Source organism: Spirosoma radiotolerans (assembly GCF_000974425.1).
In the GTDB taxonomy this organism is placed as follows: Bacteria; Bacteroidota; Bacteroidia; order Cytophagales; family Spirosomataceae; genus Spirosoma; species Spirosoma radiotolerans.
In genome coordinates this window covers 822,935-836,421 of the sequence record NZ_CP010429.1, presented here as the reverse complement: position 1 = coordinate 836,421, position 13,487 = coordinate 822,935, and the positions used below count along the sequence as shown (strand labels likewise).

At 50.3% G+C, this 13,487-nt stretch carries 10 protein-coding genes and 1 tRNA gene; 5 read left to right on the top strand and 6 right to left on the bottom strand.

Going from position 1 to position 13,487, the window contains the following annotated elements; translation table 11 throughout:
• On the top strand, positions 1-2,436 hold the full coding sequence (gene tamL, locus SD10_RS03280) for a translocation and assembly module lipoprotein TamL (RefSeq protein ID WP_082111503.1): 2,436 nt from the start codon (positions 1-3) through the stop codon (positions 2,434-2,436).
• 19 nt (positions 2,437-2,455) lie between these two features.
• Here tamL and SD10_RS03275 read toward each other — a convergent pair whose 3' ends face one another.
• A complete protein-coding gene (locus SD10_RS03275) occupies positions 2,456-3,160 on the bottom strand; it encodes an arylesterase (RefSeq protein ID WP_046375666.1) in 705 nt (234 codons plus the stop codon).
• Positions 3,161-3,281: 121 nt separating this feature from the next.
• Here SD10_RS03275 and SD10_RS03270 point away from each other — a divergent pair, with 121 nt between their 5' ends.
• From SD10_RS03270 to SD10_RS03260, 3 genes are all read left to right on the top strand, one after another.
• Positions 3,282-3,977, top strand: a complete 696-nt coding sequence (locus SD10_RS03270; RefSeq protein WP_046375665.1) for an ABC transporter ATP-binding protein — start codon at positions 3,282-3,284, stop codon at positions 3,975-3,977.
• Positions 3,978-4,054: 77 nt separating this feature from the next.
• Positions 4,055-6,553 (top strand): ABC transporter permease, encoded by a 2,499-nt coding sequence (locus SD10_RS03265; RefSeq protein WP_046578994.1) that lies wholly within the window; start codon positions 4,055-4,057, stop codon positions 6,551-6,553.
• A gap of 170 nt (positions 6,554-6,723) precedes the next feature.
• Positions 6,724-7,416, top strand: coding sequence for a class I SAM-dependent methyltransferase (locus tag SD10_RS03260; RefSeq protein WP_046375664.1), 693 nt, complete (start codon positions 6,724-6,726; stop codon positions 7,414-7,416).
• Between the two features lie 35 nt (positions 7,417-7,451).
• On the opposite strand, the gene SD10_RS03255 is transcribed toward SD10_RS03260, so the two are convergent.
• The 5 genes from SD10_RS03255 to SD10_RS03235 all read right to left on the bottom strand — a co-directional run bounded on the left by SD10_RS03255 (position 7,452) and on the right by SD10_RS03235 (position 13,115).
• Entirely contained in the window at positions 7,452-8,072 is a 621-nt protein-coding gene (locus tag SD10_RS03255; RefSeq protein WP_046578993.1) for an ABC transporter ATP-binding protein, read from the bottom strand.
• A 155-nt stretch (positions 8,073-8,227) separates the two neighbouring features.
• Positions 8,228-9,025 carry an acyl-ACP--UDP-N-acetylglucosamine O-acyltransferase gene (gene lpxA / locus SD10_RS03250; RefSeq protein WP_046375663.1) on the bottom strand — a complete coding sequence of 266 codons (798 nt, stop codon included), beginning with the start codon at positions 9,023-9,025 and terminating at the stop codon, positions 8,228-8,230.
• A gap of 120 nt (positions 9,026-9,145) precedes the next feature.
• The gene (locus SD10_RS03245; protein ID WP_046375662.1) at positions 9,146-10,540 is read right to left on the bottom strand and encodes a bifunctional UDP-3-O-[3-hydroxymyristoyl] N-acetylglucosamine deacetylase/3-hydroxyacyl-ACP dehydratase; all 1,395 of its coding nucleotides are present in this window, start codon (positions 10,538-10,540) and stop codon (positions 9,146-9,148) included.
• A 123-nt stretch (positions 10,541-10,663) separates the two neighbouring features.
• On the bottom strand, positions 10,664-11,692 hold the full coding sequence (gene lpxD, locus SD10_RS03240) for a UDP-3-O-(3-hydroxymyristoyl)glucosamine N-acyltransferase (protein ID WP_046375661.1): 1,029 nt from the start codon (positions 11,690-11,692) through the stop codon (positions 10,664-10,666).
• 163 nt (positions 11,693-11,855) lie between these two features.
• Positions 11,856-13,115 carry an HD domain-containing protein gene (locus SD10_RS03235; protein ID WP_046375660.1) on the bottom strand — a complete coding sequence of 420 codons (1,260 nt, stop codon included), beginning with the start codon at positions 13,113-13,115 and terminating at the stop codon, positions 11,856-11,858.
• A gap of 125 nt (positions 13,116-13,240) precedes the next feature.
• Here SD10_RS03235 and SD10_RS03230 point away from each other — a divergent pair.
• A tRNA-Ile gene (locus SD10_RS03230) sits at positions 13,241-13,314 on the top strand.
• Positions 13,315-13,487: the final 173 nt, after the last annotated feature.

The following is a 13,487-nucleotide window of genomic DNA, read 5'->3' as shown; positions in this document are numbered from 1 at the left end:
ATGCTTGTTTACTTAAATTTCCTCGTTACGGCTATTGGCCGGTATTGGTCCCGGCTTCTATCCAGGAAGGTGCAGGTCAGTAACCGCCTGACGATTTACATGGCTTCTTTCCTGTCCATTCTTACGCTCAACGGCTGTAATATTGCCAAACACCTGCCCGCCAATGAACGACTCTATGCCGGTACCGACATTATTCTGAATGCGGATTCGACCGTCAATAAAGCTGAGCAAGGAACGATAAAAGAACAATTAGGTGCTTTGGCAAGGCCAAGGCCAAACAAGCAACTCTTTGGCTATCCTTACAAAGTCGGCTTGTACTATCTTTTTGGTGAGCCAAAACGGAATGGTTTACGGGCCTGGTTCCGGCGAAAATTTGGGGAAGAGCCTGTATTCGCCAGCGCCAAAGCCATTTCGTCCAACATTCCTGTCTGGAAAGCGACATTGCAAAATGAAGGGTATTTTGGCTCAAACGTTACCGGTTTACTGAAAGAGGCTGGCTATAAGGCCCGGGGTGTGTATACCGTTGACGTAAAGCCTCGCTTCTACCTTGATACCGTAATCTTTATCGACACGACGAATATTCGCGAGTCAATGAAGACGGCCATGCGATTGGCAGCCCGGCGTACAATCTTAAAAAAGGGAGACCCTTATCGGTTCGATAATTTGAAGTTGGAGCGAGAGCGGGTTAGTCAGGCAATTAAACAACGCGGATTTTATTATTTCCTGCCCGATTACCTGGCCATTCTGGCCGATAATGACACGATAAAGCATAGAACCCGTTTATTTTTCGCGATTAAACCAGATATGCCCGAAGCGGCCGGGGTTCCCTATGGTATTCGGAATGTATTTCTTTATCCGAACTATAGTCTCTCAACGGCGCAGAATGACACAAATCGGCGCCGGGCTTACCGCAGCGATGAACAATTTACTATTGTTGACTCGACACACCGCTTTGACCCCAAACTATTCCGGGATATCGTTACGGTAAAACCAGGGGCTCGTTACAGTAGCCGGGCACAGGATTTAACGCTGTCCAGATTTATCAATTTGGGCGCCTTCAAATTTGTTCGCAACCGATTTGAACCCGATCAACAGGGGGACTCAGCCGTGCTCGACGTACACTACTATCTGACCCCTTACCCCACAAAATCGGTACGGCTCGAAGTGGACGGTACATCTCGTTCAAATAATTTTAACGGGTCGCAGGTAACCCTGAGCTGGCGAAATCGCAATGCCATGAAGCGGGCCGAATTATTAACCATTAACACGAATGCCGGGATTGAATTTCAAATAGGTGGTGGGGAGCAAAGCGTTACCAACTATCGATTTGGGGCGGATGCATTGCTTAGTTTTCCCCGGCTTGTCAGCCCGATCCGTTTCAATTACGACGAGCGCCGACAGGCACTGCCCAAGACAAATGTAACCCTGGGGTACCAGAAAATTATTCGGGGCGGTTTGTACGACCTCAATTCATTCCAAACAACCTTTGGGTATGCCTGGCGACAGAACCAGCAAGTTGAACATGTTTTCCAACCGTTCAACGTCACCTATGTAAGGCCGTCGAATATCAGCACTGCCTTCCTCGACTCTGCGGTAAATAATATCATAACCAACCCGTACATCATGCAGCAGTACCTTACGGTAAGCCGCTCGCAACAACTGATTTTTAGTAGCCTGTATTCATTCAATTATAATTCATCCCTTCGTTCAGCATCGCCAACCACGTTCCGCCTGGCTACCAATTTAGAAATTGCAGGTAACCTGGCCAACTTTTTGTCAAAGGAGCGAAACGATGATGGGGACAAGGTTATCTTCAACGTTCCGTTTGCGCAGTTTTTACGGATTGATGCCGATGCTCGTTTATATACCAAGCTGACACCCAAAATAACCTGGGCGAACCGACTGTTTGCTGGTTTGGGCGTTACATACGGTAACTCCAGAGGGCTGCAATTGCCGTTAACAAAACAGTATTTTGTAGGGGGTAGTAACAGCATTCGCGCTTTCCGGCCACGGGCTATTGGACCGGGTCTATTTGCACGCGATACGATTCGTAATGGCCTGTTATTTCAGGATGGCGGGGGCGACATCAAACTTGAAGCAAACACGGAGATTCGGGCAAAATTTACTCAGTATATTGAAGGAGCCGTTTTCGTGGATGCAGGCAATATCTGGACTTATTCGGATAATGACATTTTCGGCGCAGCCGCTCAAGCAAAGTTTAGTCCGGAATTTTATAGGCAAATAGCGATTGGCACCGGCGTTGGTATTCGCATTGACCTATCTTACTTTCTGGTTCGTTTTGACCTGGCAACGCCCCTACGAAAGCCGTATAAAACCAACGGTAGCGAGTGGGTCATTAACCAGATTGACTTCGGTGACAGCAATTGGCGAAAGCAAAACCTGGTATTCAATATTGCTGTAGGCTATCCATTTTAAATTTTGTAGAACGTCTGCGTTATAACACCGGCTTCAGCACTTTCCAAACCGTGTTTGCCACAATTTTATGCCCGGCGGGTGTTGGATGAATGCCATCGGGTTGGTTTAATTTAGGAATACCGCCCACGTTTTCGAGCAGGAAGGGTATCAAGACAACCTTATTCTTGTCGGCTAACTCTTTGAACATCCCTCTAAATTCCTTCGCATAAGAAGTCCCCATATTGGGGGGAATCTGCATCCCGGCCAATACGATTTTAGCCTGCGGACTTTTCTGCCGAACAGTATCCATAATGGCCTGCAGATTTTGACGGGTGGCCGTTAAGGGAAGCCCCCGCAGCCCGTCGTTGCCGCCAAGTTCCAGCACAAAGACCGCTACGGGTTGGCGCAGCACCCAGCCAATCCGGCTTTTGCCACCGGCGGTCGTTTCACCACTCAGGCCAGCGTTGACAACGGTATAATTTAGTCCGGCGGAGTCAATCTTTTGCCCAATCAGCGCAGGGAATGCCTGCGTTGGTTCAACACCATAACCAGCCGTCAGGCTATTGCCGTAGAACAAAATAGTTTGGTTTTTGGCCGTACTGGCTGGTTTGGTATCCGCGGGTTTGGCAGCGTTGCTTGTTTGGGACGTTTTGGTATCGGATGATCCACATCCCCAGACCGTTAAGACCAGCAACAACCCGCTTATCACAGAAAAGGGTGTTTTACTCATTGGAAAGAACTTCATCGGTTTTGCAAGGGTTAAATCAGGTAAACGCAAAAATAAAGGTGAGGTTCGCAAAGTACGCTAAGAATCCATTGCGAACCCCGCCTTTACTTTTGCGTTGTTGCGGTTAAAACCTGTTTCCATGAGCATTCTTCGCGTCGAAAATCTAACCAAAACCTATTCCAGTGGGGGCCGCGAGCTAACGGTTCTGCATAGTGTCAACTTCACGCTCGAACCGGGAGACACCTTCTCCATCGTAGGGCCATCGGGTAGTGGCAAAACAACCTTGCTGGGTTTGTGTGCCGGACTCGACCGGGCTTCGTCAGGTAGTGTTTATCTGAACGATGTTCGCCTGGATACACTCAATGAAGATCAGCGCGCAGCCATCCGGAATCAATACGTTGGCTTTATTTTTCAGAACTTCCAGCTTTTGCCTACGCTCACCGCCCTCGAAAATGTGATGGTACCACTCGAACTGCGGGGCGAAAGAGGAGCCGGTAAAGCAGCTCAGGCGTTGCTGGAACGTGTTGGCCTGGGTCAGCGCGGGCACCACTACCCTACCCAGCTCTCCGGCGGTGAACAACAGCGGGTTTCGCTGGCACGGGCGTTTGCCAACCGGCCAAAGCTCCTCTTTGCCGATGAACCAACCGGTAATCTCGACGCTGATACCAGTGCCACGGTAGTCGATCTACTCTTTGAGCTTAATCGCGAAGCCGGCACCACACTTGTTCTGGTCACGCACGATATGGAACTGGCCTCCCGAACCCAACGCGTTATTCGGATCAAAGGCGGAGCGGTTGTGAATGAATTAGTGAATGATAGAATAATTGAGGGATGAATGATTGAATAGGTTATGCGCTAACTACTCAATTATTCACTAATTCAACACTTATGCACACCTCCTGGCTCTTTCGTATGGCCTGGCGCGACAGTCGCCGGAGCCGACAACGGTTGCTTCTCTTTATGTCGGCCATTGTGCTGGGTATTGCCGCGCTGGTGGCCATAAACTCGTTTGGCGACAACCTGGCCCGCAGCATTGATGAACAGGCCAAAGAGCTCCTGGGTGCTGACCTTACGCTGTCTTGGAACCGGCCACCATCGCCCAAAACGGCTCAATTGGTAAAGACCATCGGTCGTGATCGGGCTTACGAAGTTTCCTTTGCCTCGCTTGTCTCTATTCCTAAAACCGGGGGCGTTCGGCTGGCACAAGTCAAAGGATTGGAAGGTAACTTTCCGTTTTATGGCACCTGGGAGGTTCAGCCGGTATCGGCCATTCAAACGTTTCGGCAAGCAACCACTCGGGTGGCCTTAGTCGATGACGCGCTACTGGTGCAGTTAGGCGCGGTCCCCGGCGATTCCGTGCGGGTTGGAAACCTGTCATTTCTGATTGCCGGTCGGGTCACCAAAACACCGGGTCAGGCGGCTATTGCGGCTACCGTTGCGCCAACGGTCTTTATTCCAAATCAGTTTCTGTCTCAAACCGGCTTGCTCCAACGCGGCAGTCGGGTGGCGTATAAATATTACTACCAGTTTGCGCCGGGCACGGATGTCGAGAAATACGTTAAAACGATTTCCACACGCCTGGATAAGGACGGCATTAGCTACGACACGGTGGACGGACGTAAAAAACAGACCGGCCGCTCCTTCGCCGACCTGACCAAGTACCTGAGTTTAGTGGCCTTTGTTGCCCTGCTGTTGGGCTGCGTGGGCGTTGCCAGTGCGGTTCAACTCTACGTAAAAGAAAAAGTAACGTCTGTGGCTATTCTGCGAACGCTCGGTGCCAGCGGGCGGCAGGCTTTTTTGATTTACCTTATCCAAACGGCCTTAATGGGCTTACTCGGTGCCGTGATTGGTGCCTTGGGTGGGTCAGTAGTTCAGCTGATTCTCCCCCGCGTATTCGGCAATTTTCTGCCTATTACGGTCGAAACGACACTGTCGGGCCCGGCTATCCTCGGTGGCATTGGTACGGGCGTGCTCATCTCGATCTTGTTTGCCTTGCTACCGTTGCTGGCAATTCGCAATGTCTCTCCGTTGCGCACCCTGCGTAGTTCGTACGAAGCCGACCTGAGCAATAGAGACCCGTTCCGATGGCTGGTGTATTTACTGGTGATTGGCTTTATCATTGGCTTCGCCTATTTGCAAACCCATAACTTCATGCTTGCCCTCGGCTTTACGGGTGGGCTGGCGCTGGCGTTCGGCATCCTGACAGCGCTGGGACTGAGCCTGATCTGGCTCGTTCGCCGGTTCTTCCCGACTTCCTGGAGTTACATATGGAGGCAGAGCCTGGCGAATTTATACCGACCCAATAACCAGACGCTTATCCTGGTTACGTCCATTGGCCTGGGGGCTTTTTTGATTGCTACGCTTTACCTGACCCAGGGCCTTTTGCTCGGTCGGGTGGAGTTGTCGGCCAGTGGGAATCAGCCTAACATGGTGTTGTTCGATATTCAGAATGAGCAGATTGCGGGTATTCGATCCCTGGTGAAAACGCAGCGCCTGCCCGTTTTACAGGAGGTGCCCGTGGTAACGATGCGCCTGTCTGATATCAATGGAACGACCAGTGCTGTTCGGAAAGACACGGCCGCTAAAACGCCCAAATGGGCATTTACCCGCGAATACCGGGTTACGTATCGGGATACGCTGATCTCGTCAGAAAAGCTCACCGCCGGGAAGGCTCCTTATCAGGCCGATGGCGCTATTTATGTGTCTATCGAGAAAGATTTTCTGGATCGAATGCACCTCAAACTGGGCGACACCCTTGATTTCAATGTGCAGGGAGCACCCATACAAACCATTGTTGGCGGCACCCGCGAGGTCGAATGGAACCGCGTCCAAACCAACTTTCTAGTCGTATTTCCGTCGGGTGTTTTGGAGCAGGCGCCCCAGTTTCACGTGCTCATGACCCGCGTGCCCGATAACCAGGCATCGGCGCTCCTTCAGCGGGCACTCGTCAGCCAATTCCCCAACGTATCGGCAATTGACCTGGGGTTGATCCTGAAAACGGTGGACGACATTCTGGGTCAGATCTCGTTTGTTATCCAGTTTATGGCCCTGTTCAGCATACTGACGGGTTTGCTGGTGCTGGCCAGTTCGGTGGTGATTAGTAAGTACCAGAGGCTCCGCGAAAGTGTACTCCTGCGAACACTGGGGGCCAGCCGCACCCAGATTCTGCGCATCACTGCGCTCGAGTATGGATTATTGGGCTTATTGGCAGCTCTCTCGGGTATTCTCCTCTCGGTGGTTGGTACCTGGGCGTTAGCCCGTTATGTGTTTGAGGTCCCCTATCGGCCTGGTGTTTTGCCCTTGGTCGTTATCTCCCTCTCCGTAACAGCCTTGACTGTACTTATTGGGGTTTTCAATAGCCGGGAGGTACTGGTCAGACCACCCCTGGATGTACTGCGTGCGGAGAGCTGATGAACAAATAATAACGAAGATTGCCCCTAACTGCGTAGTTTCCCGCTATCCCTGCGCAATCAGTACGGGAATGTACGGCTTTTGCTAAACCGTACATCCGCTCTAAAACCTGGTTCCATAACATCGGAGATTTGTAGCACCAAAAACGCACTAAACTCTTAAATTTTGTTATGGAAAAAGCATTCTGGCTTAACTCTTGGGAATTAGAAGGCCCTTACACCAGTTTTCACCGCAAAGACATCCACCCTTACCTGATCAAGCACCTTCCACCCTTTTCGCTGGAGGGCAAGTCGGTTTTCGTTCCTCTCTGTGGCAAAAGCGTTGATATGATCTACTTTAGCCACTTCGCCCAGCGGGTTGTGGGGGTCGAGATCGTTGAGAAAGCTGTGCTCCAGTTCTTTTCCGATAACCTACTCCCCTACCAGCGGATTGGCAATAAATTCATGTCGGGCAACATTACCATTTTCTGCTGCGACCTCTTTAGCCTGACCACTGAAGACATTGGACCTGTGGACGTCGTGTATGACCGGGCATCGCTGGTGGCCTTACCCACACCCATGCGGATGCGCTACCTGCAAACGCTCGAAAAACTAACGCCCGTGGGTGCCTTAACGTTTTTGAATACGGTCGAGTATGAACCGTCCTTGTCGACTCCCCCGTTCAGCATTTCACCCAGTGATGTTTCCAGCTATTTCCCGAATTATGTCATTGATCATGTCGAGAGTCCAATCTTACCGAATCACGGTATGGTACGGAAATTCAATCTGACATTTCTGATCGAACATGGCTTTCTGATGCGCAAACTATACGACTCACCCGTTTACATGGACGCGGAGGAACTGTCGGAGAATGCAGCCAGGTAATAGCAAAGGCCCTGATAAGTAATCCAATTCTACCATCACTTCCACTGCATTACATCCAGCACATTGGGGCAGAAATCGTATTCTTCGGGCTGGTTAGAACCAATCAGCAAAAGCTGATCCGGGCCAAGTTGACGCACCTGCTCGTGATACCAGGCGGCTCCCTGCCGGTCGAGGTTGGCCGTAGGTTCGTCCAGAATAACGACCGGTGCGTTGGAAAAGAAGGCCAGCCCGAGTTTGACCCGCTGTTTCATACCCGACGAGAAATACTTTATTTCCTTATGGCGCGCGTGGGTCAATAACAGTCGGTCGGCAACGGCTTCTGTCGTCAGGTTGTTCCGGAATGGTTTGAAGGTTTGGTGAAACGTCAGTAGTTCATCCAGCGTCAACTCTTCCACTAATTCGAGGTACGGAGCGGCAATGCTCACCTGCCGAAACCAACTGTCGGGATCAATGAGCGTAGCATCCTGCGAATACGTCAGGTTACCTTCTGTATGGGGTAAATTTCCGGCCAGTAATTGCAGCAGCGTTGATTTTCCACTCCCATTGGGTCCAACAAACGTGTAGCTCGTACCGGCGTTGAGCGTCAGGTCTACGTGGCGAAAGATCCACTCCCTCCGGTACTTTTTACCGATTTTCTCGGTAGCGATTGTCAGCATTGTTTCTGGTATGAGTACCGGAATGGATGGCGCAAGGCTCTGGCCTTGTGCCGAGTATTTTCCGGCCTCTGGCCGGCATGTAGAACGGATAACTTTATCGGCCAGAGGCCAGGTACTAATCGGCAATAAGGCCAGAGCCTTGCGCCATCATGCGTTTATTCGCGCTCTGCGCTGCTGTTCGACGGCCCCTTCATGATGCCCCGCTCCGATGACCGGATGAAGTTCACAATTTCGTCGCGCTCATCAGATGGGGGCAGCTCCAGCTCGATCTGCGTCAGCGCATCGGCATTGTTCAACCCACGCATGTAGATGTACCGGTAGATTTCCTGAATCTGGTTGATCTTGTCGTTTTCGAACCCCCGCCGGCGAAGGCCGATGGAATTGATACCGGTATAGGATAGTGGTTCGCGGGCCGCTTTTGTAAACGGTGGTACATCTTTACGCACCAGCGAGCCGCCCGAAATCATGGCATGGGCGCCAATTTTCACCCATTGGTGCACTGAACTTGAACCACCAATGATGGCCCAATTGCCCATATGAACGTGTCCGCCCATTTGCACATTATTGATAATCAGGCAATGATTACCAATCCGGCAATCGTGCGCCACATGGGCGTAAGCCATCACGAGACAATCAGAACCGATTTCCGTTTTCCAGTGCTCTTCCGTTCCCCGGCTAATGGTAGCGTATTCACGAATGGTTGTATTATCGCCAATGTAGGTCCGGGTGTATTCGTTGTTGAACTTCAAATCCTGCGGAGTGGATGAAATTACCGCTCCCGGATAAATTTTACAGTTACGGCCGATGCGAGCCCCTTCGTTGATTACCGCATGCGAACCGATCCATGTTCCTTCGGCAATCTCAACGTCTTTATGGATAATCGCAAATGGCTCGATCACCACGTTCTGCGCTATTTTCGCTTCAGGGTGAATGTAAGCTAATGGTTGAATCATTTCTTTAATGATGAATGATGAATGATGAATTATAAAAGATAAACAACTGATAGCCTGACAATTAAAACGACCATCACGTATCATCCATCCTTCATCATTTTACTCCGGCCGCCCGGCTCACTACTTTTTCTTAACCAGACTGGCGATCATGTCGGCTTCGCACACCAGTTGATTGCTTACATAGCCACGACCCTGCATTTTCACAATACCGCGCTTCATGGGTGATGTGAACTCACATCGAAAAATGACGGTATCGCCCGGTAAAACGTTGCGACGGAAACGGCAATTCTCAATACCGACTAAAAAGGGCCAGTAATTTTCGGGGTCGGGTACGGTGCTTAAGACCAGAATCCCACCCGTTTGCGCCATCGCTTCCAGTTGCATAACGCCCGGCATCACCGGATTTCCCGGAAAGTGACCCGGAAAATACGGCTCATTCATCGTCACGTTTTTGATACCGACGACGCTATTTTCGTCCAGCGCGATGATTTTGTCGATCATCTGAAATGGATAGCGATGGGGCAGCAACTGCGAAATGCGGTTAATGTCCAGCACGGGCGGTTGCGTCGAATCGTATTTAGGAACCTGGTTAGCCGCGTTTTTCTGAATCAGTTTCTTGATCTTTTTGGCAAACGCCACGTTAGCCGCATGCCCCGGACGGGCAGCCAGAATCTGCGCCTTAATGGGCCGCCCAATCAGGGCCAGATCGCCCACCATGTCGAGCAGTTTGTGGCGCGCCATTTCGTTGGGATAATGCAACTCCAGATTATTCAGAATGCCTTCCTGCTTATTGACGCTTACCTTCGGCTTATGCAACAGGTCGGCCAGGTAATCCAGTTCACCGTCCTTTACTTCCCGATCCACAATCACGATAGCATTGGTAAGATCGCCCCCTTTTATGAGATTCTGTTTATACAAAGCCTCCAGTTCGTGCAAAAAGACAAAGGTACGGCAATTGGCAATTTGCTCAGGAAACTGGCTAATGTCGTTCAGGTAAGCGTGCTGGCTGCTGATTACCCGCGAGTTATAGTCGACCATAACCGTCAGCCGGTAATCATCCAGTGGCAAGGCTGCCAGTTCGATATCCTTTTCGGCATTGCGGTAGTGAACATACTCACTCACCTCAAAATAATTGCGGGTAGCGTTCTGTTCTTCGATGCCTGCATCCCGCAGGGCGTCGATAAACTGAATAGACGAACCATCCATAATGGGTGGCTCGGGGCCGTCCAGTTGAATTAGAACGTTATCCAGTTGGAGGCCAACCAGGGCAGCTAGTGTGTGCTCAACGGTATGAATGCGGGCGCCACTCTGCTCAATTGTCGTGCCCCGCGAGAGATCCACAACATTATCAACATCGGCATCCACAATGGGTTGCCCCGGCAGGTCGATGCGCTGGAATTTATAGCCGTGATTCGTCGGCGCGGGTAAAAATGTCATCGTTGCCGAGACGCCTGTATGCAGGCCCACTCCCGATACCGATACGGCTTTCTGAATCGTCTGTTGTTTGGTATTCATTCGTTGTCGGTTTACCGTTTACGGTTCGTGGTCTACGGTTGGCTGACCGCGTGCATAGCTTCGCCGGTGCGGTCAGCCAACTGTAAATCCCGGCGGGGAACCGCACGAACCATAAACCGTACACTAGTTTTCGTTTTTCTTTTCCAGATTTGACAGCCGTTGTTCCAGGGCTGGCAACTTCCGGAAAATGGCCAGTGACCGCATGCTCTCTTTAAGGCCAAAAGCAGGCGAACTATTAAGCGATGTTCCTTCTTCAACTACATTTTTACCGACGCCCGACTGGGCACCGACTTTGGTCCCATTGGCAATTGTCAGGTGGCCCGAAAAACCAACCTGACCGGCAATGACACAGTTCTTACCTAATTTGGTCGAACCAGAAATGCCTGTTTGTGCAGCAATGACCGTGTTTTCACCAATATCGACGTTATGCCCGATCTGAATCAGATTATCGAGTTTAACGCCCTTCCTAATGATCGTGGAGCCCATGGTGGCGCAGTCGATGGTTGTGCCGGAGCCCACGTTCACAAAGTCCTCCAGAATAACATTACCCAGTTGTGGAATCGTTTTGTAGGTTCCATCCGGTTGTGGCGCAAAGCCAAATCCCTCACTGCCAATGACGGCATTTGGATGAACAACACAATGCTGCCCAATAATACAATTGTCCAGAACACGGGCACCCGGATGAATGATCGAATTATCGCCGATGCGGACGTTGTTGCCAACATAGGCATGCGGATAGATTTTGACATTCTCGCCGATAGTACAATTCGTTCCGATGTACGAAAAGGCACCCCGATAGATGCGTTCGCCAACCGTCGTTCCATCACCGACATAAGATGGCTGTTCTACACCAACGCGGGAGAAACTCAACTGCTTGTAGTACTCTTCCAGCAGTTGGGTAAAAGCGGAGTAGGCGTTTTCTACAAAAATCAGGGCAGATGAAACCGGCTTTTTGGGCTGAAAAGACTGGTCAACAATGACTGCCGATGCCTGGGTTGTGTACAGAAACGGTTCATACTTGAGGTTCGACAGAAACGAAATATCGCCTGGCTTACCTTCTTCTATTTTGGCTAATCCGGTGATTGGTAATGAATCATTTCCGGCAATTTCGCCCCCCAGCAGTGTAGCAATCTGCTTGACTGTAAACTTCATATGTGTGTAACGACCGTCGCAAAACACTCGATTTTCGCGTTCGATTGGGCCGCTAAGGTAGCTAACAAATTGCATTTTTTGGATAGAACCACCCGGAAATGTTCAGAAAGCAGTGGCTTATTTGGAGCCCTAAGCGGATATGGACCCTAACATTAATCACTTATTAATTGACCGATTGCGGAACAGCCTTCAGGTCTTTGGCCCAACAGACGTAATATCGGCGAACTATGTTTGTCAGTACCTGAATATTTGATAGATCCGATGCATCAGCAATATCGATGACGTTGCCATTCTTCAGCTTTATACTAATCCGATCCTCCGAGGGGAGATACGCTGCGTTGGTTGCCTGTCCTTCCACCAGGAAATAAGAGAGCATATCAGCAGGGAGACCGAGCCGATGCAGTTGATTTTCAAGTTCATTCAGCAACTCACCCGCAAACGGTTCGGTCGACAACATAATTTTGAACAGCTTGCGGTCGAGCAGCATCTGGCAAAGCGTCGAGAGCACAAAATCGGGGTGCAGCGCCCACTCTTTAATGCAGGCCCACACATCAAAATCATCCAGACGGGTGAAGGCGTCGAGGTAAGACCGGTTTGTTTGAAAATCAGTCAATGTCACACTTCTTTGTAGAAACAACCGGAAGGAAGCCGAAGCAAAAACGGCCTCAGTCCCAGCTTGCTGCAAGAGAAACCGTGCCCGGCGCAACACTTGAATAAGCATCGACTCAGCACAGATCGACGTTTTATGCAGATACACCTGCCAGTACATCAACCGGCGTGCATTCAGGAAATTTTCGACACTCAGAATCCCTTTCGCTTCAACCACTAACTGATCACCTACCAAATCGAGCATTTTAATAATTCGTTCGGCTCCAATAGCGCCCTCGGCTACACCCGTATAATACCCATCACGGTTGAGGTAATCCATCCGGTCCATATCCAGCTGACTGGATATAAGCTGATGGAAAAACGTTCGCTCGTAGGTACCGTCGAACATGCGGATAGCCAGCGATAAAGCACCATTGAACTGACGATTCAGCTCATGCATGAGCAGCAGCGAAATCTGCTCATGCGAGACTCCTTCCAGCAGGCAACACTCCAGCACGTGCGAAAACGGCCCGTGGCCAATATCATGGAGCAGAATGGCAATCTGAGCCGCTTCGCACTCGTCACTGCTGATGGAATGTCCTTTGCTTTGCAGCGTACTCATGGCCTGCCCCATCAGGTGCATAGCCCCCAGGGCGTGGTGAAAACGGGTGTGTAAAGCGCCGGGATAAACATATTCCGATAAGCCTAATTGTTTGATACGCCGAAGTCGCTGGAAGTAAGGGTGCTCGACTAAATCGAAAAGTAATTCGGTCGGAATGGTAATAAACCCGTATACGGGATCATTAAGAATTTTCTTCTTGTTAGGCGCTGACATTCAGCAAAGATACCGGACAGGATTGCAGGATTAGCAGGATTGTCGACTGAAAATCGGACTAATCCTGCAATCCTGTTAAAAAATTCGTAAATTTGCCTGTTGACTTTGAGCAATCAATCAACAGCGGGCTTGTAACTCAGTTGGTTAGAGTGCCTGACTCATAATCAGTAAGTCGCAGGTTCGAGCCCTGCCTGGCCCACTTGACTATCAGCCGCTTAACAGAAATGTTAAGCGGCTTTTTTATTGGGTTGCACTATATATTTCCTAAGTTAGGAACAACGACGATAGAAATTCAAAAGGGATGTTGAGAAGCTGGTTATGAATTAGTAAACCGAGCGCGGTTATGTTAAGTGCTTATAGGCAACTTAGTGT